This window comes from Herbiconiux sp., assembly GCF_023264895.1.
Taxonomy (GTDB): domain Bacteria; phylum Actinomycetota; class Actinomycetes; order Actinomycetales; family Microbacteriaceae; genus Herbiconiux.
Genome location: NZ_JAHFUY010000048.1, coordinates 1 through 22,058, shown reverse-complemented (window position 1 = coordinate 22,058; position 22,058 = coordinate 1). Strand labels below are relative to the sequence as shown.

Annotated in this window: 23 protein-coding genes; 16 read left to right on the top strand and 7 right to left on the bottom strand. The window is 72.3% G+C overall.

The window, feature by feature from the left end:
- The first annotated feature begins 5 nt into the window (after nucleotides 1-5).
- Together Q0D57_RS10520 and Q0D57_RS10515 are read left to right on the top strand one after the other, a co-directional pair.
- On the top strand, nucleotides 6-860 hold the full coding sequence (locus tag Q0D57_RS10520; RefSeq protein WP_291042849.1) for a glycosyltransferase: 855 nt from the start codon (nucleotides 6-8) through the stop codon (nucleotides 858-860).
- Nucleotides 861-1,008: 148 nt separating this feature from the next.
- A complete protein-coding gene (locus tag Q0D57_RS10515; RefSeq protein ID WP_291042844.1) occupies nucleotides 1,009-2,295 on the top strand; it encodes a CDP-glycerol glycerophosphotransferase family protein in 1,287 nt (428 codons plus the stop codon).
- Nucleotides 2,296-2,333: 38 nt separating this feature from the next.
- Here the strand turns inward: Q0D57_RS10515 and Q0D57_RS10510 are convergent, their stop codons facing one another.
- Both Q0D57_RS10510 and Q0D57_RS10505 read right to left on the bottom strand, forming a co-directional pair.
- Nucleotides 2,334-2,582 (bottom strand): hypothetical protein, encoded by a 249-nt coding sequence (locus Q0D57_RS10510; protein ID WP_291042839.1) that lies wholly within the window; start codon nucleotides 2,580-2,582, stop codon nucleotides 2,334-2,336.
- An 86-nt stretch (nucleotides 2,583-2,668) separates the two neighbouring features.
- Entirely contained in the window at nucleotides 2,669-3,529 is an 861-nt protein-coding gene (locus Q0D57_RS10505) for a hypothetical protein (RefSeq protein ID WP_291042836.1), read from the bottom strand.
- Nucleotides 3,530-3,577: 48 nt separating this feature from the next.
- Here Q0D57_RS10505 and budA point away from each other — a divergent pair, with 48 nt between their 5' ends.
- The 4 genes from budA to Q0D57_RS10485 all read left to right on the top strand — a co-directional run bounded on the left by budA (nucleotide 3,578) and on the right by Q0D57_RS10485 (nucleotide 5,945).
- Nucleotides 3,578-4,315, top strand: coding sequence for an acetolactate decarboxylase (budA, locus tag Q0D57_RS10500; protein WP_291042833.1), 738 nt, complete (start codon nucleotides 3,578-3,580; stop codon nucleotides 4,313-4,315).
- A gap of 16 nt (nucleotides 4,316-4,331) precedes the next feature.
- A complete protein-coding gene (locus tag Q0D57_RS10495) occupies nucleotides 4,332-4,547 on the top strand; it encodes a hypothetical protein (RefSeq protein WP_291042831.1) in 216 nt (71 codons plus the stop codon).
- Nucleotides 4,478-4,897 (top strand): MOSC domain-containing protein, encoded by a 420-nt coding sequence (locus Q0D57_RS10490; RefSeq protein ID WP_291042829.1) that lies wholly within the window; start codon nucleotides 4,478-4,480, stop codon nucleotides 4,895-4,897. Before Q0D57_RS10495 ends, Q0D57_RS10490 begins: the two co-directional genes overlap by 70 nt.
- A 73-nt stretch (nucleotides 4,898-4,970) precedes the next feature.
- Nucleotides 4,971-5,945 carry a TIGR03557 family F420-dependent LLM class oxidoreductase gene (locus tag Q0D57_RS10485; RefSeq protein ID WP_291042826.1) on the top strand — a complete coding sequence of 325 codons (975 nt, stop codon included), beginning with the start codon at nucleotides 4,971-4,973 and terminating at the stop codon, nucleotides 5,943-5,945.
- Between the two features lie 42 nt (nucleotides 5,946-5,987).
- Here Q0D57_RS10485 and Q0D57_RS10480 read toward each other — a convergent pair whose 3' ends face one another.
- Nucleotides 5,988-6,851, bottom strand: a complete 864-nt coding sequence (locus tag Q0D57_RS10480; RefSeq protein ID WP_291042824.1) for an SDR family oxidoreductase — start codon at nucleotides 6,849-6,851, stop codon at nucleotides 5,988-5,990.
- A 106-nt stretch (nucleotides 6,852-6,957) separates the two neighbouring features.
- On the opposite strand from Q0D57_RS10480, the gene Q0D57_RS10475 reads away from it, so the two are divergent.
- Nucleotides 6,958-7,341, top strand: a complete 384-nt coding sequence (locus Q0D57_RS10475) for a helix-turn-helix domain-containing protein (protein ID WP_291042821.1) — start codon at nucleotides 6,958-6,960, stop codon at nucleotides 7,339-7,341.
- On the opposite strand, the gene Q0D57_RS10470 is transcribed toward Q0D57_RS10475, so the two are convergent.
- Entirely contained in the window at nucleotides 7,314-8,240 is a 927-nt protein-coding gene (locus Q0D57_RS10470) for an aminodeoxychorismate lyase (RefSeq protein WP_291042818.1), read from the bottom strand. The two genes, Q0D57_RS10475 and Q0D57_RS10470, sit on opposite strands and share 28 nt — an antisense overlap.
- A gap of 70 nt (nucleotides 8,241-8,310) precedes the next feature.
- Between Q0D57_RS10470 and Q0D57_RS10465 the strand changes: the two genes are divergently transcribed.
- Nucleotides 8,311-10,128 (top strand): CYTH and CHAD domain-containing protein, encoded by a 1,818-nt coding sequence (locus Q0D57_RS10465; RefSeq protein WP_291042816.1) that lies wholly within the window; start codon nucleotides 8,311-8,313, stop codon nucleotides 10,126-10,128.
- Nucleotides 10,129-10,459: 331 nt separating this feature from the next.
- Here the strand turns inward: Q0D57_RS10465 and Q0D57_RS10460 are convergent, their stop codons facing one another.
- Entirely contained in the window at nucleotides 10,460-11,764 is a 1,305-nt protein-coding gene (locus tag Q0D57_RS10460; RefSeq protein ID WP_291042814.1) for a hypothetical protein, read from the bottom strand.
- Between the two features lie 179 nt (nucleotides 11,765-11,943).
- Here Q0D57_RS10460 and Q0D57_RS10455 point away from each other — a divergent pair, with 179 nt between their 5' ends.
- From Q0D57_RS10455 to Q0D57_RS10420, 8 genes are all read left to right on the top strand, one after another.
- The gene (locus tag Q0D57_RS10455; protein WP_291042812.1) at nucleotides 11,944-14,100 is read left to right on the top strand and encodes an acyltransferase family protein; all 2,157 of its coding nucleotides are present in this window, start codon (nucleotides 11,944-11,946) and stop codon (nucleotides 14,098-14,100) included.
- A gap of 42 nt (nucleotides 14,101-14,142) precedes the next feature.
- A complete protein-coding gene (locus tag Q0D57_RS10450) occupies nucleotides 14,143-14,712 on the top strand; it encodes a TetR/AcrR family transcriptional regulator (protein WP_291042810.1) in 570 nt (189 codons plus the stop codon).
- Nucleotides 14,709-16,247 carry an MFS transporter gene (locus tag Q0D57_RS10445; RefSeq protein WP_291042807.1) on the top strand — a complete coding sequence of 513 codons (1,539 nt, stop codon included), beginning with the start codon at nucleotides 14,709-14,711 and terminating at the stop codon, nucleotides 16,245-16,247. The genes Q0D57_RS10450 and Q0D57_RS10445 overlap by 4 nt, the downstream gene beginning before the upstream one ends.
- Nucleotides 16,248-16,322: 75 nt before the next feature.
- A complete protein-coding gene (locus Q0D57_RS10440) occupies nucleotides 16,323-16,673 on the top strand; it encodes a metalloregulator ArsR/SmtB family transcription factor (RefSeq protein WP_291042800.1) in 351 nt (116 codons plus the stop codon).
- Complete coding sequence (locus Q0D57_RS10435; protein ID WP_291042781.1) at nucleotides 16,670-17,164, top strand: SRPBCC family protein; 495 nt, start codon at nucleotides 16,670-16,672, stop codon at nucleotides 17,162-17,164. Before Q0D57_RS10440 ends, Q0D57_RS10435 begins: the two co-directional genes overlap by 4 nt.
- 162 nt (nucleotides 17,165-17,326) lie before the next feature.
- Nucleotides 17,327-18,352 carry a permease gene (locus tag Q0D57_RS10430; RefSeq protein WP_291042778.1) on the top strand — a complete coding sequence of 342 codons (1,026 nt, stop codon included), beginning with the start codon at nucleotides 17,327-17,329 and terminating at the stop codon, nucleotides 18,350-18,352.
- Nucleotides 18,345-19,244 (top strand): TIGR03943 family protein, encoded by a 900-nt coding sequence (locus tag Q0D57_RS10425; RefSeq protein WP_291042767.1) that lies wholly within the window; start codon nucleotides 18,345-18,347, stop codon nucleotides 19,242-19,244. The genes Q0D57_RS10430 and Q0D57_RS10425 overlap by 8 nt, the downstream gene beginning before the upstream one ends.
- Complete coding sequence (locus Q0D57_RS10420) at nucleotides 19,234-20,694, top strand: hypothetical protein (RefSeq protein WP_291042764.1); 1,461 nt, start codon at nucleotides 19,234-19,236, stop codon at nucleotides 20,692-20,694. The genes Q0D57_RS10425 and Q0D57_RS10420 overlap by 11 nt, the downstream gene beginning before the upstream one ends.
- A gap of 108 nt (nucleotides 20,695-20,802) precedes the next feature.
- On the opposite strand, the gene Q0D57_RS10415 is transcribed toward Q0D57_RS10420, so the two are convergent.
- Both Q0D57_RS10415 and Q0D57_RS10410 read right to left on the bottom strand, forming a co-directional pair.
- Entirely contained in the window at nucleotides 20,803-21,405 is a 603-nt protein-coding gene (locus Q0D57_RS10415) for a DUF1992 domain-containing protein (protein ID WP_291042761.1), read from the bottom strand.
- Nucleotides 21,402-21,905, bottom strand: a complete 504-nt coding sequence (locus Q0D57_RS10410; protein ID WP_366518602.1) for a hypothetical protein — start codon at nucleotides 21,903-21,905, stop codon at nucleotides 21,402-21,404. Before Q0D57_RS10410 ends, Q0D57_RS10415 begins: the two co-directional genes overlap by 4 nt.
- Nucleotides 21,906-22,058 lie beyond the last annotated feature (153 nt).

Sequence of the window (22,058 nt, the reverse complement as noted above, 5' to 3'; positions counted from 1 at the left end):
AGTCCGTGGGCGTCGTGCTCCTCACGCAGGGCACACGGCCCGACGACCTCCGCCGCGGAGCGCTCTCGCTGCTCGCGCAGGAGGGGGTCGAGCTCGACATCGTCTGCGTCGGCAACGGCTGGGTGCCCGAAGGGCTTCCGGATGCCGTGGGCACGCTCGCGCTGCCCGAGAACGTCGGCATCCCCGCCGGCCGCAACGCCGGGGCCGCAGCCGTCTCGGGGGAGTGGATCTTCTTCCTCGACGACGACGCGAGCCTGCCCTCGCCCACCTTCCTCGCCGACGCGATCGCGCTCATCCGGGCCGACCCCGGCATCGGTCTGCTCCAGCCCCGCGTCGTCGACCCCGAGGGCCGGGAGAATCCGCGCCGCTGGGTGCCGCGCATCCGCAAGGGCGAACCGGATGCCTCCGGGAACGTCTTCTCGGTGTGGGAGGGCGCCACCCTGCTGCCCCGGGCCGTCTTCGATGCCACGGGCGGCTGGGCCGCACCCTTCTTCTACGCCCACGAGGGCATCGAGCTCGCCTGGCGGGTCTGGGACCAGGGCCTCCGCACCTGGTACGCGGGAGAGCTCGTGGCGCACCACCCGGCCATCGAGCCCACGAGGCACAGCTACTACTACCGCCTGAACGCCCGCAACCGGGTGTGGCTGGCCAAGCGCAACCTGCCCGCCGTGCTGGTGCCGCTCTACGTCGGCAGCTGGACGGGCATCCAGATCCTCCGCTGGGCCAGGCGCCCCGCGGCCCTCCGCGCCTGGTTCGGCGGCTGGGCCGAGGGCTGGCGCACGGGCGCGGGGGAGCGGCGCCCGATGTCGTGGCGCACGGTGCTCCGGATGGCACGCGCCGGTCGCCCGCCGATCGTCTGAAGCCGGTCGTCTGACGCCGATCGTTTGACGCCGTCCCAGGGAGCCCGGCCCGCGGTGCGTTCCGCACCAAGGTCACGATTGACTAAAGAAGCGCCGCGCATCCGCTGAACAGGTCGGGCCCGCACCGAGGCGTGGTTAGCCTTGACGGGTGGGTGTGCTGAGCGATGCGAAACTGGGTCTGAAGGTCGTCCGCGACCTCCTCGCGGGGCGCTCGGTGCGCTCGCGCCTGGCCGGCCAGCTCGCCGAGCGCGGCCCGCTGCCCGGCCGCCGGTTCGAGATCGGCGTCTACTTCGCCGACGGCGCCGTCAACCTCTACCAGATGCGCCAGTGGTACGCCCCGCTCGCCGAGCTCGACCGCACGCATCCGGTGGTGGTGCTCAGTCGCAGCCCCGACGGCGCGAGCGCGCTGCTCGAAGAATCGCCGGTTCCGGTGGCCTACGTGCGCAAGGTCAAGGATCTCGAGGACTTCTTCGAGGAGCACGAGCTCAAGATCGTCCTCTACGTCAACCAGAACGCCCGCAACTTCCAGATGATGCGGTACGGCCGTCGCTGGCACGTGTTCATCAATCACGGCGAGAGCGACAAGATGTACATGACGACGAACCAGTTCAAGGCCTACGACTACTCGTTCGTCGCCGGCGACGCCGCGATCGCCCGCCTCGAGCGCGTGCTCTGGGACTACGACTTCGACAAGCGCGCCATCCCGATCGGCCGCCCGCAGGCCGACCACTACACCGGGCTCACCCCCTACCAGCCCGACGAACGCACGGTCGTGCTCTATGCGCCCACCTGGGAGGGCGACCGCTCGGCCGCCGCCTACGGCTCGGTCGCGACCCACGGTGTGGCACTCGTCAACGACGTCCTGGCCTCGCCCTTGCACCGCCTGATCTACCGTCCGCATCCCCGCAGCGGAGTGCTCGACCCCGCGTACGGCGCGGCCAACCGCGCCATCGTGGCGGCGATCGCCGCGGCGAACCGCGCGGATCCCACGGCGCAGCACGTCTACGACACGGGGGCCGAGCTCGGCTGGCAGCTCGCCGCCGCCGACGTCGCGATCGTCGACATCTCGGCGATGGTCTACGACCGCCTCGCCACCGGCAAGCCGCTGCTGATCACCCGCCCGGTCGCCGAGGACGCGCAGATCGACACCGGCGGCTACCTCTCGGACTGCGAGTGGCTGCTCGCCTCGGAGGCCGGGAGCGTGCGCGACCGGATCGACCAGGTCTCGCACGACTCGGCGGCCGGAGTGCGCCTCGGCCGCTGGGTGCGGCACTACTTCGGCGACACGACGCCCGGAACGGCCACCCGCCGCTTCCACGAGGCCATCGAGAAGCTGCTCGCCGAGTGGACCCGGAATGCGGCACTGCACGCGCGCGACGAGCCGGTCGACGTGCACCAGATGCACGGCGCCGAGGAGCGCGACGACCTCGGCTAGCTCTGGCTGGAGCGCCTTCAGCTAGGGCTGGAGCGCCTTCAGCTATGGCTTGAGCGAGAGACCGCGTACTTCGCCACGATGACCGTGACGCCGGCGATCAGCAGGAAGACCGCGGCCGTGACGAGCATCGGCGTGAAGTCGTAGCCGGTCTGCGCGAGCGCTGGCTCGGGGTCGGCGTCGCGGCCGGCGAGAGCGGCCGCTGAGGCTGCGAGAGCCCCCGAGCCGAGCAGCACCGCTGTGGTGAACACCACGGCGGCGGCGCGGGCGAGAGTCGACCGGATCGTCATGCCGCCCCCTCTTCCGCTCGTGACTGAGCGGGCCTGCGTGCCGCACTCGACTTCCAGGCTACCACTTGCCTGTGAATCGGCGTCGTTCAGATGCGGATGTCAGGCACCCGCGTGTCGGAGCCGTCGAACGGGCCGGGCGCCTCGGGCATCGTGCCGGTGATCGCCTTCCGCCGGCCGGGCAGCGCGAGCCGGCGACGAGCCCCGGGTTCGAGCTGCTTCTCGGGCTTCACGCGCTTCTGCCTGAGGGCCTTCGGGGGCTTCGGGGCCTTCATCGTGATCGCGAGCTCCGGCGGGAACGTGTAAGGCGGCATCCCGAACGCCGTGCGCGCACTGGTGACCACCGTGCGGCCCAGCACGAGGTTGCCCACGCCGCCGATGGCCGCTCCGATGCCGAACGGGATCGCCCGGCCCACGATGTTCGCGCCCTGCCCCGCGGCGAACCGCTTGAGGAACTGCTTCTTGAGCTGATCGGCCACGGGGCCCACGACGAACTGGGGGAGGCTGCTCGTCACGACCTGGCCCCAGTAGGCGTTGCGGTTGACCCCGCCCGTGGCCTGGCCCGCGATCTGCTTGAGGAGGTCGCTTCCGGCCTTGCCCATGAGGAGCGTCATCACGAGGGCGCGGGCGCGATCCGGATCGTCGACGGCGATGCCGTGCACCTCGGTCACCGACTGCGCGAACAGCGCCGTGGTCTCGAGGAAGCCCGCGGTCTCGACCGCGCTGAGACCGAGCGAGATGCCCGTGCCGACGAACGGCAGCATCGAGCTCGCCCCCACGGCGGCGCCGCCGGTGGTGACCGCCGCCACGTAGCGGCGCTCGAGGATGACGAGCAGTTCGGCGGGCGACGCGTTCGGGTGCAGACGCCGGATGCTGCGGAGGTGGGCGAGGACGACCGGCCGGTGCACGCTCAGCACGCGGTCGATGTTCTGCTCGGTTCGGGTTGCCATGACTCCACTCTGGTGCGTTCTGCTGAAGAGTGCGCGAGAATGCCCCTCATGCGCCGTTCGCCCGCTCCCAAGCTCCTGCAGCAGTTCTCCATCGTCGACGCTCTCGTGGCGGGCCTGTTCGACGGCGTGTTCAGCGTGGAGGAGGTCGGCAGGGCCGGCGGCTTCGGCCTCGGCTGCGGCGACCACATGGACGGCGAGCTCGTGGTGCTCGACGGCGTGTTCCGGCTGTTCCACGGCGACGGCACGATGAGCGTGCTCGACCCCTCGGAGCAGGTGGCGTTCGCCGAGGTGGTGGACTTCACCGCCGAGAGCTCCGAGCTCGTGGAGGCCGTGGAGTCGCTGCCCGAGCTCGAGGCCGAGGTGCGGCGGCGGGTGGTGAGCGCGAACATCTTCCACGCGGTGCGGTTCGACGCCCACTTCGCCGCGATCAGCCTGCGCGAGGCCAAGCGGCAGACGAAGCCCTACCTCCCGCTCGCCGAGGCCGTGCACGACCAGCGGGAGGTCGTGCTGACCGATGTCACGGGCACCCTGCTGGGGTTCCTCGCGCCCCAGGTGTTCCAGGGGGTCACGGTGGCGGGCGCGCACTTCCACTTCGTCTCGGCCGACGGCGAGCAGGGTGGGCACGTGCTGGGCCTCGCGACCGCCACGGGCGACCTCGCCGTGGAGAGCTACTACGGCGTGAGCGTGCAGCTGCCGAGCTCGCCGGAGTTCCTCGCGGCCGAGCTCGACCTGCCGGGTGCCGACGACGTCATCCGGCACGTCGAGTCGGACCACCAGCACGGATGACGGATCGCGAGCACTGATGCCGGAGCACGAGTTCGCGGAGCACGAGTTCGCGGAGCAGGAGTTCGCGGTGCGGATCGAGCACCTCCTGGCCTCGTCGAGGCACCGCTACGAGGGCAGGCCCTCAGACGGCCCCCGCAACGCCGTCGCGGGGGAGCAGGAGAGGTGCGAGCCGGCCGCGGCATCGTCGGCGACCGGTTCTTCGGGCACGGCGCCCACCGGACGGCGGCGGTGACGGTGCTGGCGGCCGAGTCCCTCGACCACGTGGCCCTCGCGCTGGGGCTCGACCGCGCGCCCGATCCGGCGCTCGCCCGCCGCAACATCGTGCTGCGGGGCTTCGACGTCGACGCCCTGCGCGGCGAGGCCTTCAGCCTCGACTCCGGCCAGGGACCCGTGCTGTTCCAGGGCCACCGGCCCGCCAACCCGTGCGCCTGGATGGACGTCGTGCTCGCCCCCGGAGCCCACAAGGCGCTGCGCGGCCGGGGCGGTGTGCGCTCGGAGCCGCTGTCGGACGGCGTGCTCGTGCTGGGCCCCGCGGTGCTCCGCACGGCGGCGCGTTCCCTGAGAGAACCGACACTCGTCTGACGCAACCCCCTGCGGGTGAGGCCCTCCGGTGTCACGGTGGAAGCACGTGACACCCGATGGACAGGAGACGATCATGGTTCGATTCGGCTACACCCTCATGACCGAGCAGAGCGGCCCCCGGGAGCTCGTGCGCTACGCCGTGGCCGCGGAGGAGGCGGGCTTCGACTTCGAGGTGTCGAGCGACCACTACTCGCCGTGGCTCACCGAACAGGGCCACGCGCCCTACGCCTGGACGCTTCTCGGCGCCGTGGCGCAGGCCACCTCGCGGGTCGAGCTCGCCACCTACGTGACGTGCCCCACCGTGCGCTACCACCCCGCCGTCGTGGCGCAGAAGGCGGCCACCCTGCAGCTGCTCGCCGAGGGCCGCTTCATCCTGGGCCTCGGCTCGGGCGAGAACCTCAACGAGCACGTCGTGGGCGAGGGCTGGCCGGCCGTCGACGCGCGTCAGGACATGCTCGAGGAGGCGGTGCAGATCATCCGGGAGCTGCACACGGGAGACCTCGTGACCTACGACGGCGCCTACTTCCGCGTGGACTCCGCCCGCATCTGGGACCTCCCGGAGGAGGGCGTGCCGATCGGGCTCGCGGTCTCGGGCCAGAAGTCGATCGAGCGGTTCGCCCCGCTCGGCGACCACCTCATCGCGGTGCAGCCGGATGCGGAGCTCGTGAAGGGCTGGGCCGCATCGTCGGGTTCCGGTGCGGCGTCGCGCTCGATCGGTCAGCTGCCGATCTGCTGGCACCCCACCTCGAAGGAGGCCGCGATCGAGCAGGCGCACGAGCAGTTCCGCTGGTTCGGCGGCGGCTGGGCCGTCAACGCCGACCTGCCGACGCCCGCGGGCTTCGCCGCGGCCAGCCAGTTCGTGCGGCCGGAGGACGTGGCCGGCTCGATCGCCTGCGGGCCGGACCTCGACGAGATCGCCGAGAGCTTCCGGCCCTATCTCGAGGCGGGGTTCACGGATGTCGCGCTCGTGCAGGTGGGCGACAAGGGGCAGGACGAGTTCCTGGCCGAGGCCGCGCCCGCGCTGCTGGAGAAGCTCCGCGCGCTCTGACGAGAAGGGGGCTCCGACGACCTGCGGAGCCCCCGGTGTGGCTCAGAGGGAGCGGAAGTACTCCTCGAGCGTGACGGTCGGGTGGCCGATCAGGCGACCGAGGTCGCCGGAGGTCTCGCCGAGGAGACCGTCGCGGATGTTCCCGTCGAGGGCCACCACGAAGCCCGCGGTGCCCTCGTCGAGGCCCGCTGCGCTGAGCGCGGCGAGGTGCTCCTCGGGGGTGGAGTCGGAGAACACGACGTCGCGGCCCAGCACGCGTGCGGCCGTGGCGGCGAACTCCGCGCCCGTCCAGGCCGTGTCGCCCGAGAGCTCGTAGACGGCGCCCACGTGCTCCTGGGGTTCGTCGGCCGTCACCACGGCGGCGATCGCCTCGGCGTAGTCCGAGCGGGAGGCGCTCGCCACGGTGCCCTGGCCGGTCGAGGCGAGATGCACGCCGGTGGCGCCGGCCTGGGCGAACGAGTTCGCGTAGTTCTCGTTGTACCAGCCGTTCCGGAGGATGGTGGCGGCGAGGCCCGACGCGGCGATGAGCTCCTCGGTGGCCTTGTGCTCGGGAGCGAGCACGAGCGCGCTCGTCGTGGCCTTCGGGGCGCTCGTGTAGACGAGGCGCTCGACTCCGGCGCGCTTCGCAGCCTCGACGGCGTTGCCATGCTGCTCGACGCGCTTGCCCACCTCGCTGCCGGAGACCAGCACGAGGGTCGTCGCCCCGGCGAGGGCGGCGTCGAGCGAGGCCGGGTCGGAGTAGTCGATCACGGCGGTGCCGACGCCCGTGGCCTCGGCGAGAGCGGCGAGCTTCTGCGGGTCGCGGCCGGCTCCCACGATGCCGTCGGCGGGCACGCCGCGGGCGAGGAGGTGATCGATGGCGAGGCGGCCGAGGTGTCCGGTGGCGCCGGTGACGACGATGGTCATAGCTTCCTTTCGTGGACCGCGTGCGCAGCCCGTCATCCGGGTGCAACGGCGACCCGGTCGTGATGCTTCCCAGACGAAGGTACCCACTTTTTGGTAAGTTGTCTGCATGGTGGATTCGATCGGTGACGTCATCGGGGAGGGCAACCCGTTCTCGGCGAACTGCGCGAGCCGTCAGGTGCTCGACCATGTCACGAGCAAGTGGGGGGTGCTCGTGCTCGTGGCGCTGGCACAGGAGCCGATGCGCTGGGGCGAGCTGCGGCGCTACGTGGAGGGCATCAGCGAGAAGATGCTCGCGCAGACCCTGCGCGCGCTCGAGGCCGACGGGTTCGTGCTGCGCGCCTCGGCCGGGTCGGTGCCACCACGGGTCGACTACAGCCTGACGCCCCTCGGCGCCGAGCTCGGGCAGGTGCTCATCCCGCTCGTGCAGTGGGTGGGCGCGAACGTGGGGCGGGTGGGGGAGAGTCAGGAGGCCTGGCGGGCCGAGAGGTAGGCGTTGAGGTCGTCGGTGAGCGCGAGGTCGACCTCGAGTGCGCGCCCGTCGAGCTCGGTGACGGGCACGGCCTGGCGGACGGCCGAGACGAGCCAGACCGCATCCGCCCGCTGCAGGTCGCTCGCACGGAGGCGGAGGGCATCCGCGTCGTGGCCACGGGAGCGCAGGAACTCGAAGGCGCGGCGCTGGGTGGTGCCGGGGAGGATGCCGACCTCGGCCGACGGGGTCGAGAAGCGGCCGCCCTCGCGAAGCAGCACGCTCGCAGTGGGGGCCTCGAGCACGAAGCCGTCCGAGCTCGTGAAGACGACCTCGTCGGCGCCACGCCTCAGCGCCTCCCGGATGGCCGCGGTGTTGATGGCGTAGGAGAGGGTCTTCGCGCCCTGGAGGAGCCACGGCGACGTGCTCGCCACGTCGTGCCGGTAGCCGCGGTCGAGGGTCACGACGCGCACGCCCTCGCGGCGCATGGCCGTGAAGTCGCGGGCGGGCTGGGCGAGCACCCAGCCGGTGGGGCGGCCGGAGCCCTCGATGCCGCGGGTGAGCACGAGCTTGACGGCTAGCACGGCGGGCTCTGCGGCTGCCTCTGCGGCTGCTTCCGCTTCTGCTACTGCGGCGGCGATGGCCGCCTCGACGGCGCGCCCCCAGACCTCCCGGTCGGGCTCGGGCAGGTCGAGCAGCAGGGCGGAGGCCCGGAACCGGTCGAGGTGCGCGGCCAGCGCGGGGGCCCGCCCCTCCGAGACCATGACGGTCTCGAAGACGCCGTCGCCGCGGGTGGTGCCGAGGTCGAGCACGCTCAGCTGGGGCTCGCCGGGGTCTCGGCGCTCGAACTCCGGCTGAGTGCCGGCCGGGACGTCGATGCCGACGGCGGGCTTGTTGACCAGAATGAGAACGGGCGCGGACACACCCTCAGTGTGCTCCGCCGCAGGGCAACCCGCCGCCGCACGCGCCGACACAGGAGACACCGAGCGAGCCATGGACCACACCACGCAGATCGAGATCGAACGCAAGTACGCCGTCGACGAGTCGACACCGCTTCCGGAGCTGAGCGGCATCACCGCGGGCGAGGGCGGCGAGCTCGCGGTGCGATCCCTCGAGGCGGTGCAGCTCGAGGCGGTGTACTTCGACACCGCCGATGGTGCACTCTCCCGGCAGCGGATCGCGCTGCGCCGCCGGCAGGGCGGGCACGATGCGGGCTGGCACGTGAAGCTGCCCGCCGACGAGGGCCGGCAGGAGCTGCAGTGGCCGCTCGAGCCGCCGGCAGCGCTGCCGCGTGAGGGCGCCGAGTCCGACCCCCAGGTGCCGGCCGCGGTGCGCGAGGCCGTCGTCGTGCACGTGCGCGACCACGAGCTCACCCCGCTCGCCCGGCTGTCGACCGTCCGCCGCATCACGGAGCTCGTCGACGCATCCGGAGCCGTCGTGGTCGAGATCGCCGACGACACCGTCACCGCGACCGATGCCCGTGCGGGCGTCGTGCGCGCCTGGCGGGAGTGGGAGGCCGAGCTCGGCCCGGCCGCTCCCGCGACGCGCGAGGAGCGCGCCGGCCTGCTCGACCAGGTGGAGGCGGTGCTGCTGACGGCCGGGGCCCGGCACTCGCCGAGCGTCTCGAAGCTCGCCCAGGCGCTCGGGCGCACGGGTCTCGGCGAACCCGGGTCCGCGCTCGACGACGCGATGCCTGGGAGCGACTCCGGCTCCGGCTCGGGCGGTGCCTCCGACGCCTCCGCCGCCTCCGGCGGGCTGCACGCCGAGTCGGCTGAGCCCGTGCCCGGCCCTCTGGGTGCCGGTCTCCGCGAGCTGGTGGAGCGCATCCGGGAACTCGACCCGGCGGTGCGCGCCGACGAGCCCGACGCCGTGCACCGGATGCGCGTGGCGGTGCGGCGGCTGAAGACGGTCCTCGCCGTGCGGCGGGCGGATCTGCCGGAGCAGGCGGAGGAGATCCGTGCCGGCCTGCAGCGGCTCGGCCAGGTGCTCGGCGAGGCCCGCGATCTCGAGGTGCGGGCCGCCCTCGCGGGGGAGGCGCTCGACGCCGTGAAGGCCCTGCGCGGCAGCGACGACGCCGACGCCCGTCGTCGGCTCGTGGCCGGCACGGCCGAGGAGCGGGCGCGGGTTCTCGAGGGGCTTCGGGCCCATCTGTCCGACGAGCCGTACCTGCGCCTGCTCGACTCGCTCGAGGTGCTCGTGGGGCCGGCCGGCGCCTCCGCTCAGGACTCGGCCGAGGAGCCGGACGCACCGGCGAAGGGCGGCAAGAAGTCGAAGTCGGGCGGGAAGAACGGCAAGAAAGCGAAGGAGGCCAAGAGGGCCGCCGAGGAGGCCCGCGTGGCCTCGGACGCCCAGCGCAAGGCCGAGAGGGCTGCCGCGCGGAAGGCCCTCCGCAAGGCGTCGAAGCGCGCGGTGCGGCGCTCCGTGAACGCCGACGCCGCGGCACCGGCGGTGCCCGGTGCCGGAACGCCGGGCGCGTCGATCCTCGAGTCGGCGAAGGCCACCGCGGGCCTCCACCGCTCGCGGAAGGCCGCGAGGCGCCTCCGCTACGTCGCCGACTTCGAGACCGGCACGGGCGCGACGGATGCGCGGGCCACCTCGGCCACGGCCGAACGGCTCCAGGATGCGCTCGGCGACCACCGCGACGCCGCCGTCTTCGCCGAGTACGTGCTCCTCACGGCGGCGCGGGCCGAGGCCGCGGGCGAATCCGGCTTCACCTACGGCCTTCTCTACCAGCGCTCGCTCGACCGCGCCGCCGCGGCCCTCGACGAGGCGGCCGCCGCCCGCCGGGCCCTCCGCCGCGCCGTCGACTGACCCCGCGGGCGCGCCGCGCTCAGCGGACTTCGCCAACCCAGGCGGCATCCGGCGCGCATCGCGCACCGATCGTCGCCAGGAGTGGCGAAGTCCGCGGACGTCGCCGGCCCTGAGCATCGCGGACAGCTGCGATGTGCGCCGTGGCGGGGGAGACGACGGGCGGGCCCCTGACCGATGAGGGAGGTCGACCGGTCCTGAGCCCGCACGCCCGAGGTGCGACGACCACCGCCCCCGTCTTCGAGAGACGGCGAACCGCCGGGCACCCCGTTGGTCTTCGGAGCACCCGGCGGATCGGTTTGCCTCACCCGGCGCGGCCGGGATCAGCGGGTCGTCAGGCCGTGCGGCGGCGACGCAGGACGAGCACCGAGGCTCCACCGGCCACGAGCAGCAGCAGCCCGGCTCCGGCGGCGGCGAACGGAGCCGCACCGGTGCGGGCGAGCGAACCGCCCGTGGTGCCCGATCCGCCGTTGCCCGACGGCACCGACGGGACCGCCGGCGTGGTCGGGGTGGGCGACGGCACGGGGGTGGGGTCGGGTGTCGGGGTGGGCGTCGGCGTCGGCGGGATCACCGCGGCCACCGTGAACAGCACGACGTTGCTCGGGTCGGAGACGCTGGCCGGCACGAGACCGTCGTCGCTCGCCTCGCGGGAGGCGATCGCCACGGCACCGTACTCGCCCTCGGCGAGATCGGCGAGCACAGCGAAGCTGCCGTCGGCACCGACCGTCACCTCGTAGATGGTGAGGCCGTCGCCCTCCTCGACCGGCACGGTCGGCTCGGCGGACGCCAGCAGTCCGGCTCGGTCGCCGAGAACCGACTCGTCGCCCACGACGACCGTGATGAGATCGCCCGCGGTGCCGGTTCCGGTGATGTCCACGGGGGACGCCACCTCGGAGCCGTCGACCGGCGTGACGAGCACGGGGGTGTCGGCGAGGCAGTTGACCTCTTCGATCGACTCGGCGAGCACGACCGGCTCGCCGTCGGCATCCACCGACGAGACGGTGGCCGTGAGCGGGGTGTCCTCCTCGAGCGACCACGCCCTCACGCGGGTCTCACCCGCATCGATCGTGCCGCTCTCGACCTCGACGTCGCCGGCCACGAAGGCGTAGGCGGCAGGGCCCGTGCCCTCCGAGTTGTCGAGCGTGAACGAGAAGCCGGGGCTCGGCGGGATGATGCCGCCCGTCGGGAACGCGCAGCTCGCCGGCTGGATGGAGCCCACGGCCTCGGGGCTGTAGTCGGGCGTGCAGTTCACGTCGACGACGCCGCCGCCGATGATCCCACCGCCCTCCGAGGTGTCGAGCACCTGGATGGTCGTGCTGGAGTCCTCCTCGAGCGGGATCACGAGGGTGCGGTCGTCGCCCGCGGCCACCGTGCCCTGCTCGTAGGGGGAGTCGTACTGGAAGTCGAGCACGATGCTGTAGTCGAGGTCCCCGTCGATCTCGTCCGAGTTCACGATGGTGATCTCAGCGCCGTCCACGAACGGGAACAGCAGGCCGCCCGTCGGGATGTCGCAGTTCTGCTCGGAGATCGTGGCCGTGGCGGGCAGGGCGCTCGCCGAGGTCGCGGTGAGGGCGACGCCCGATGCCGTCAAGGCCAGAACGGCCAGGACGGACAGGCTCCGCCGGAGTGGTTTCTTCATGTGGTGTGGGTCTCCCTGGAGGTGAGGAGCAGGCATCCGGGCGCGTTGGCGCGGACCCCGCTTCGTCGTTTCCCTCCAGCCGAGACGGCTGCGACGATGGCAACGCTAACCGACAGATGTCAGGAAAGCGAGGGATGTGACCGAACGCGTATCCGAAGGGCGCTAGTGTGATCTCCGCCATGAAGACCGACGTGCCTGACGACCGCTTCCGTTCCGACATCCAGGGCTTGCGGGCCGTGGCCGTGGTGGCCGTGGTGCTCGCCCACGTGCTCGGCTGGCCGCGGGGCGGCTTCGTCGGTGTCGACGTCTTCTTCGTGATCTCCGGATTCCTCATCACGGGCGTGCTGATCCGCGACCACGAGACGCACGGCCGGCTCTCCCTCCGGCGCTTCTGGGCCACGCGCCTTCGCCGCATCGCCCCGGCCGCCGTGCTCGTGCTCGCCGCCACCACGGTGGCCGCCTGGTTCCTGTTCAACCAGCCGCGCTTCGTGCAGACCGCCTGGGACGCCGCGTCGTCGTTCCTCCTGGTGTCCAACTGGCGGTTCGCGGCCGAGGGCACCGACTACTTCGCGATGGACGACGCGGTGTCGCCGATGCAGCACTTCTGGTCGCTCTCGGTAGAGGAGCAGTTCTACCTCGTCTGGCCCCTGCTGCTGCTCGCGGTGCTGGTGCTGTTCCGCAAGCACGGAAAGGTGGCGGCGGGTCTGCTGCTCGCCGTGCTCGTGGCGGCGTCGTTCGCGTTTGCGCTGTGGCAGAGCGGCGCCGACGCTCCGGTCGCCTACTTCTCGACCCTCACCCGGGTGTGGGAGCTCGGGCTCGGCGCCCTGCTCGCCACGGCGGCGCCCCTCCTCGCGCGCGTGCCGCTCGCGCTCAGGGCCGTGCTCGGCTGGGCCGGGCTCGCGGGCATCCTGGTCTCGTTCTTCGTGATCGACGACAGCGTGCTCTTCCCCGCCCCGTGGGCGGCTCTGCCCGTGCTCGCCACCGCCGCGGTGCTCGTCTCGGGGCTCGGCCGCACGCCGAAGCACCTCCTCTTCCCGCTCACGAACCCCGTCAGCCGGTTCTTCGGCGACATCTCCTACTCGCTCTACCTCTGGCACTTCCCGGTGCTCGTGTTCCTCGCCGTGCTCATGCCGATGCGGAGCCTGCAGGGCGACCTGATCATCCTGGGGCTCGGTCTCGCACTCGCGCTCGTGTCGTACTTCCTGGTGGAGCAGCCGCTGCACCGCTCGCCGTGGCTGCGGGCCCGGGGCGAAGCTGCCGCGGAGGCCTGGCAGTCCTGGCGCGAGCGTTTCGGCGCCCAGTTCATTCTCTCGTCGCTCGGCCTCGTGGTGATCGTGGTGGCCGTGGCGGTCACCGTGCAGCTGTCGGCGCGGGGGAGCGGCCCGCTCGCGCTGCCGCAGCCGGCCGCTCCCGCCGCGGGGGAGCAGGCACCCGGAGCCGCCCCGGGTGCCGCCCCCGGTGATCCGGCTGCCGCCCCCGCCGCCGTCAACCCGGAGGACGCCCTGCAGATCGAGCTCTGGAACGCGGCCTCCGCCACCGAGTGGCCGGTCGACCTCTCGCCCTCCATGGACCAGGCGATCGCCGACGGCTCGAGCCGCAACCCCGCCGACGGCTGCTTCGCCGTGGGCGGCAGCCCCGACTTCGACCGCTGCAGCTGGGGCGACGGCAACGCGCCGAACCGCCTCTACCTCGTGGGCGACTCCACGGCCCTCGCCTACGCACCCGCCTTCAAGGAGATCGCCGAGTCGAGCGGCGGCCAGTGGCGGGTGACCGCCGTGGGGCTCTACGGCTGCCGCTTCACCGACGTGCTCGTGCAGAACGACGGGGCGGGCGTGATGGACGCCTGCCCTGCCCGCAAGCAGGAGATCGCCGAGCGGATCGCCGCCGAGCAGCCCCAGCTCGTGGTGGTCTCGAACGCCTACGCGCTCGGCAACACGACCGACCGGCGCCCGCTCTCGACCGGCGACCTCGTGGCGTCGACCCTCGCGGAGTCGGCGCAGTACGGCGTGCCCGGTCGCGTCGTCTACCTCGCGCCCCCGCCGCTCGGTGGCAACCTCGGCGCGTGCTATTCGCCGGTGACGAGCCCTCAGGACTGCAACACCGGTATCGATCCCGCCTGGAACGACTTCCAGGCGAGCTTCGAAGCGGCCGTCGCGGCCTCCGGTACCGGCGACCACGTCCTGAGCTCGCTCGGGTTCAGCTGCGCCGAGGGCTACTGCCCGGCGTTCGCCGGGACGACCCCCACGAAGTACGACCAGGTGCACATGACACCGGAGTTCGCCAAGAAGGTCGCCCCCTCCATCCGCTGGGAGCTCACCGCGCAGGGACTCATGTAGCGGTGCCAGCAGACCGACCGGTCGGTCTGTTAGTCTGAGGGCATGCAGTCCGACGCGCGCGCCCACATCCTCGAGACCATGCGGGAGCTCACCATCCGCGCGGGCGCGCTGCCCTCGATGGATGCCGTGGCGAAGGCCGCGGGTGTGTCGAAGGGCGGGCTCACCCACCACTTCCCCAACCGCACGGTGCTTCTCGGCGCGCTCGTCGAGATGGTGGGCATCCGCACCACCGAGACGTTCGAGCGGGCCCGCAGGTCGGCACCCGTCTCGCGCGCCTACCTCGAGACCTCGGTGCCCGACTCGGGTGAGCTCGACGACTTCTTCGTGCTCTTCACCTGCTACCAGGCGCTGCGCGCCGCCGGCATCGACGGGCATCCGTCGTTCGACGCCTTCGTCGTCGACCTCACGCGCGCCCTCACCGCCGAGTTCGGCGACCCGTTCCAGGCTCTCATCGTGCGGCTCGTGGGCGACGGGCTGCTGCTGAACTCGGTCATGGGCACGCCCGTGCCCGCCGCGGAGCGCGACGCCCTGATCGAGCACTTCTCGCGCGCGGGCGCCGACGTCTCCACCCCGTCCACCAGCAAAAGCACCAGCACCGAAAGCACCTCATGACCACGCTCCACCCCGCCGCCACCCAGGCGGGCACCCCGCGCCGCGCCTGGTTCGCCCTCGCCATCCTGTTGCTGCCCGTGCTGCTGGTCTCGATCGACAACACGGTGCTGAGCTTCGCGCTGCCCACCATCACCGAGGAACTGCGACCGGATGCGTCGACCCAGCTCTGGATGATCGACATCTACTCGCTCGTGCTGGCCTCGCTCCTCGTGACGATGGGCGGGCTCGGCGACCGCTTCGGCCGGCGGCGACTGCTGCTCATCGGTGCGACCGGGTTCGCCGTCGTCTCGGTGGTGGCGGCCTTCTCGCCCACGGCCGAGCTGCTCGTCGCGGCACGCGCCGCCCTGGGCTTCTTCGGGGCCATGCTCATGCCCTCGACGCTCGGGCTCATCCGCAACATCTTCCCCGATGCCGACCGCCGGCGGCTCGCGATCGCCATCTGGGCGGCCGCCTTCGCCGTGGGCTCGAGCCTCGGTCCCATCATCGGCGGGGCCCTCCTGCAGGCCTTCCCCTGGGGCGCCGTGTTCCTCGTGGCCGTGCCGATCCTCATCCCGCTGCTCGTGCTCGGGCCGTTCCTCATCCCCGAGTCGAAGGATCCGCATCCGGGCCCCCTCGACATCCCGAGCGTGATCGTGTCGTTCCTCGGCATGCTCGGCATCGTCTACGCCATCAAGACGCTCGCGCACGACGGCTTCGGCGACCCCGTGCAGTGGGTGCCGGCGGCGGCCGCCGGTGTGCTCGGCGTCGTCGGCGTCGCGTGGTTCGTGCGGCGGCAGCTGAAGAGCGACAATCCGCTCCTCGACATGCGGCTGTTCGCCCACGGGCCGTTCACCGCGTCGATCCTCGCGAACTTCCTCTCGATCGTGGCGCTCATCGCGTTCATCTTCTTCGTCTCGCAGCACCTCCAGCTCGTGCTCGGGCTGAGCCCGCTGCTCGCCGGGCTCGTGCTGCTGCCGGGCGCCGTGATCTCGGTGGTCTCGGGGCTCGGGGTGGTGAAGCTCGCGCGCCGGTTCCGGCCCGAGAACCTGCTGCTCGTCGGGCTCCTGCTCGTGGCGTTCGGGTTCGGTCTCGCGTTCGTGATGCGGGGCGACCTCAGCATCGCGGCGATCGTGATCACCTTCGGGTTCCTCGAGCTCGGCATCGGGCTGTCGCAGACCCTCTCGAACGACATCATCGTCTCGAGCGTGCCGCCCGCGAAGGCGGGAGCGGCGTCGGCCATCTCCGAGACGGCCTACGAGCTCGGCGCCGTGATCGGCACGGCGACCCTCGGCACGGTGCTGACGGCGTTCTACCGCGCTCAGGTCGAGGTTCCGGCCGGGCTCACGCCCGAGCAGACGCATGCCGCGGGGGAGACCCTCGGCGGCGCCGTCTCGGTCTCCGAGCAGCTGCCCGCCGACCTCGGCGCCGCCCTGCTCGCCTCCGCGCAGCACGCCTTCGAGAGCGGCGTGGGTGTGCTCACGGCCGCGGCCACGGTGCTCACGCTCCTGGCGGCCGTCGTGGTCTGGGTGGTGTTCCGCCGCCTGCGCACCCGCTGAGCCGGCCCGTAGCATCGCTGAGCGCTAGCATCGCTGAGCCTTGCGGCTCAGTGTCGGAGTCGCTAAGTTAGCCACATGGCTCAGTATGCGGACCGGCTCGACGAGGTCTTCCACGCGCTCTCCGATCCCACGCGGCGTGCCGTCGTGCACCGTCTCGGCGCAGGACCGGCGAGCGTGGGGGAGCTCGCGGAGCCCTTCGGGATGGCCCTCACCTCGTTCCTCAAGCACATCCGGGTGCTCGAGACGAGCGGATGCATCCGCACCGTGAAGCGCGGACGGGTGCGCGAGTGCGTGCTCGAACCGCACGCCTTCGCGGCGGTGGACGGCTGGCTCGCCGAGGAGAGGGCGGTGTGGGAGGCCCGCACCGACCGCCTCGAGCGGTTCGTGCTGAGCGAGACCGACGACGAGAGGGAAGGCGGATCATGACGGACGCAGCAGGAGCAGGAGCAGGCTCGGTCCTCGACCCCGAGCTCGATCTCGAGGTGAGCCGCGTGATCGCGGCGCCGCGCGAGACGGTGTGGCGGGCGTGGGCGGATCCCCGCCGGCTGGAGTCGTGGTGGGTGCCGGCTCCCGGCGTGTGCCGGGTGGTCGAGCTGCAGCTCCGGCCCGGGGGATCGTTCGAGACCCTCTACAGCGACGACGGCGCGGCGTTCGGGCCGCACATCACGGGCTGCGTGCTCGCCGTCGAGGAGGGCGCGCGGATCGTGTGGACCACAGCGCTCGTGGGGGGTTGGAGGCCCGCCGCCCAGCCCTTCGTGACGGCCGAGATCACCTTCGCCGATCATCCGGAGGGCACCCTCTACCGGGCACGCGCGATGCACAAGGATCCGGCGGACCGGGCGACGCACGAGGAGCTCGGCTTCCACGACGGGTGGGGAACCGTGACGCGCCAGCTCGCTCAGCTTGTGGAGGGGTAGCGCCCCCTACGCTGGTCGGGTGACTCGGGAGCTCGGCGGTGCGGCGACGGCTCCGGGGAACCCTCGCCGGGGGCCGGGCCGGGGGCGGGGCGGGGACCGGGTTCGGGACTGCGGGCGCGGCCCGGGTCTCGCTACGCGATCCGGGGGCTCGTCGTCGCCGCGGTGCTCGCGGCCGTGCTGCTCACCCTCCGCATCGTCAGCTCGGGCTGGGACACGGCGGTCATCCCCGACCGGCTGAGCGACTTCGTGACGCTCTCGATCAGCGTCGTGATCGAGTCGCTGCCGTTCGTGTTCCTCGGCATCCTGCTCTCGGTCGTGGTGCGGTTCTGGGTGCCCGACACCGTCATCCACCGCCTGCTGCCGCGCCGGCGCGTGCTCCGGCGGGCGGCGCTGTCGCTCCTCGGGGTGCTGCTGCCGGTGTGCGAGTGCGGCAACGTGCCGCTCGCCCGCGGCCTCATGATGAAGGGGCTCAGCGTTCCGGAGGCGATGACGTTCCTCCTCGCGGCCCCGATCCTCAACCCCGTCACGATCGTGACGACCTACCAGGCGTTCGGCTGGGACGACGGGATCCTCGTGGGCCGCATCGTCGGCGGTTTCGTGATCGCGAACCTCGTGGGCTGGCTGTTCAGCCTGCACCCGCGGCCCGACGACCTCCTGACGCCGGGCTTCAGCGCCGCGTGCAAGCACGAGGCCGCCCACGCGGGCCACTCGCACGCCGCCGCGGGCGCCGGAGCGCGCCGAGGGCTGGCGGGCGTGTTCAGCCCCGCCGGCCGGGCGGCCCAGAAGGTCAAGCTCCGCGGCGCCGTCGTGGCGTTCTCGGAGGAGACCTCGGCCATGCTCCCCGCGCTCGTCGTGGGCTCGGCCATCGCGGGCGCCATCCAGGTGGGGCTCTCCCGCGACATCCTGCTCGCGCTCGGCAGCAACCCGATCTGGTCGGTGCTCGCCCTCATGATCCTCGCGTTCGTGATCGCGATCTGCTCCAACGTCGACGCCTTCTTCATCCTCTCGTTCGGCGGCACCTTCCTGCCGGGCGGCATCGTCGCCTTCCTCGTGTTCGGCGCGATGCTCGACATCAAGATGGTGACGCTCCTGCGCACCACCTTCACCACGGCGACCCTCGTGCGACTGCTCATCGTGGTCGGGCTGGCGAGCCTCGCACTCGGATTCGGGGTGAACCTCCTTGCGTGAACGACTCCTCTCCCGCTGGCGCGGCGTGCTGCTCAGCCTCGTGGGCATCGTGGCGATCGTCTGGCTCGCGGCCACCGGGCGGCTCGGGCTCTACATCCACCCGCGGTACTTCGAGTTCACGGTGGTGATGGCTTTGATCGCGGGGGTGCTCGTGATCGCGGCGTTCGCCGTGCTGCCGGGAGTGCGTGACGGCGACGACGGGCACGGGCACGATGGGCACGATGGCGGCGACGGGTGCGATTGCGGTGGCGCATGCGTGTGCGGTGACGGGCACGATGGGCACGATCACGACGGGCACGCTCATGATCACGACGGGCTCGCGGATGCCGACGGCCACGAGGCCACGGGCTCCGGCATCGCCCCGCGCCGGCAGCTCTTCTGGTCGGCCATGACGGTGCTCGTGATCGCGTGCACCGCGGCTGCACTCCTCGTGGTGCCGCCGCAGACCCTCACCACCGCGACCGTCGACCAGCGCGACCTCAACAACTCCGTCGCCGTGGCGAACGCCTCCGAGACCGCTCAGCTCGTGGCGAGCGACACCGCCGGCTTCACGGTCAAGGACTGGGCCTCCCTCATGCGCCAAGGCGCCGGCGAGGAGTACTTCGCCGACAAGACGGCCGAGGTGACAGGCTTCGTGACCCCCGACCCGCAGGATCCGGAGAACGTCTTCTACGTGGCGCGCTTCGTCGTGACCTGCTGCGCCGTCGACGCGCAGCCCGTGGGCGTTCCCGTGTACCTCCCTGACTGGGAGGAGACGTATCCGGTCGACAGCTGGGTGACGGCATCCGGTGGCTTCGGGCCCAACCCGAGCACCTCGAGCGCGCAGGCGATCGTGCTGGAGCCGGCCGAGCTCGCGCCGACCGACGAGCCGGCGGAGCCGTATGTCTACTGAGGCAGACCGGACCTCCGCGGACCGCGCCTCCGTAGACCGCACCGAGCGGCTCCGGATGCGCCGCTACCGGCGGGCGAGCATCGCCACGGTGCTCGCGCTCGCGCTCATGGCGGGCGTGCTCGGGGCCGCCGCGGTGCTGCGCGGGCCGCACCTCGACTCCGCCGCCATCAACGCGGCGACCGCCATCCAGCGCCCTGGCCAGCGCCTCGTGCTGCAGCCCGACCAGCCCATCGAGCCCATCACGGAGGCCGACGTCTCGGTCACCCCGGAGACGCCGTTCGAGGTCGGCGTCGACGAGGCGGGGGTGACCCTCACCTTCACGGGCATGCTCCGCTACGGCACCGACTACAGCGTGCGCGTCTCGGGCGTGCAGGGCTCCTCGACAGGGCTTCCCGGATCGCTCTCCTACGACTTCTCGACGCCGGATGCGACGGTGCACACCCTGCTCCGGCGCGGCGGAGCGGCGGCGGGCCCTGACAAGCCGGCCGACCAAGTGCTCGCGAGCGGCCTCACGGTGTCCTCCGGCGCCGGCACCGAGGTGATCTTCGAGGCCCCGCGCATCCAGCAGTTCGCGGTGGCGGGCGATGTGACCGTGGCGATCGTGCTCGACGAGGAGGGGGCGGGCTCGCTCGCGCTCAAGGTGGGCGACTCGGCGGTCGAGGGGGTGCACACGTCCGTGGGTGCGCGGCTGCAGAACCTGCGCTCGTCGCCGAGCGCGGGGCTCTTCGGCGTGTCGGTGAGCGGCGGGGCGGATGCCTCGGGCCGGGAGTACCAGAACGCCCTCTTCGTGTTCGACCCGGAGGTGGGGTCGGGGCGGGCCGAGGAGGTGCTCGGGTTCGGCGGCGAGCCGCTCCGGGTCGTCGACTGGCGGTTCGTGCCGGGCACGTCGTCGATCGTGGCGCAGGGCGTCGACCAGCAGCTCTATCTGCTCGATCCGCTCGCGGGCGGGGAGCCGGCGGCGCTCGGGCGGCACGCCGAGATCCGGGGCTTCCTGCCGGGCGGGGTCACCCTCGTGGTGGCCGACCCCTCGGGGGTGTCGTCGATCGACCTCAGCACGGGCGACGTCGCGCCGATGCCGCTCGCGGAGGCGACTGTCGACCCGGAGCTGTACCCCGGCACGATCGTGGCGCTGCCGGACGGCGGGAGCGTGCGGCGCTACGACGAGATCGACTACTCGAGTGCGCAGGCCGTGCAGTCGTCGGTCATCCTGGTCGCCGACGCCTCGGGAACGCGGGAGCTGTACCGGTCGTCCGTGCCCGGATCGCGCGTGCGCACCTTCTGCCTCTCGCCCAACGGGCAGTACCTCGCGGTCGAGACCATCGCCTCGGGCAGCCTCAGCGACGGCTACGCCCTCCCCGGCTACAGCGACATGACCACGTCGTTCGTCGACCTCGCCTCGGGTGCGGTCACCCGAAGCGTCCCGGGTTTCCTCCCCGACTGGTGCACCTGACCCCCCCACCCCCCCTCTGCCGAACCGTCACTTTTCACGCATCCGGCGCCGTCTTGGCGTGAGAAGTGACGTCTCGGCAGAGGCTGGGGATGAGAGGGGCAGGGCAGGTCAGCGCGAGGCGCGGCGCTCGGCGCGGAGGCGGCGACGGCGTTCGCGGCGGGGGAGTGCGTCGAGCTCGGCCTGGTGGCGGGCGCGGGCCTCGGCCGCCTCGGCCACCCGGGCGGCACGGCGCTCGCGCCAGCGCTCGAGCGCGGCGTCGATGTCGCGCGTGGGAGTGACCACCGGGGGCCCGCCCTGCAGCTGGCGCCTGGCCTCGATCACGCGGCGGTTGAAGTCGGTCAGGATCTCGCGCAGCTCCGCCTCGGAGCCCACCCGGTCGAGGCGGTCGTCGAGCTCGGCGTTCTCGGTGCGGAGGGTGAGCGCGGGTGGCCCGAGGCCCGTGAGGCGCTCGCGCTCGATCTTCTGGCGGATCCACCAGTCGGGGTCATAGGTGCCGCCGAGCCCGGTAAGGGGCTTGCCGGCGCCGGGGAGGTTGTCGAAGTCGCCGCGGCGGATGGCCTGGGCGAGCTCTATCTCCACGATCTGGTCGCGCTGCTCCATGGTGGGGCGGCCGGCGTCGGCCTCGCCCTCCTCGGGCAGACCTCCGCCCGAGCGGTAGCGGGCGGCCTTCAGCCGCGGGTCGGCGAGTTCCCGGTTCTCCTTCTCCGTCACCCTTCCAGCGTAGGACGATCGCCTGAAGGCGCCAGGTACGCATCCACGAAAAGCGGGCCACGCAGGTCGCGGAGACGATCCAGGATGCGGTCGACGAGTCGACCGGTGACGCCCGAGGCCTCGAGGTCGTGCGGTCCGATCGGCAGGAGCGGTCGGCACCGGATGCGCACGACCTCCCAGCCGGCGGCGCGCAGCAGCCTGTCCTTCTGCCGGTCGGACTCCTCGCGGGGCCCCACGTGCTCGAGCCCGAACCGCCCCACGGTGTCGTACTCGAGGGCGACCCGCAGTTCGCTGAGCACGATGTCGGGCCAGACCTCGTGCCGCCCGTGAAAAGGACGCCCCACCGCGATCGCGTTGGCGAACCCCGGGGCGTCGAGCTCGATGGCGAGCTCGAGTCGCGCGGCCAGCCGCTGCCGCAGCTCGGCCTCGACCGCGGAGGCCGGCCGCGGAGCCTGGGCGCTGAAGAACGGTTCCCCGGGCGCGCGGGTGCGCTGCCCCACTGGCCTCCGCGCCGATGCGTTGGCCGGTGCCTTGGCTTTCGCTTTCGCTTTCGCTTTCGCTTTCGCGGGCGTGGTGGGTGGATCAGGCGCGGATGGAACCGACGCGGATCGAGCCGGTGTCGTGGACGCAGCCGACGGCTGGGCTGGCTGCTC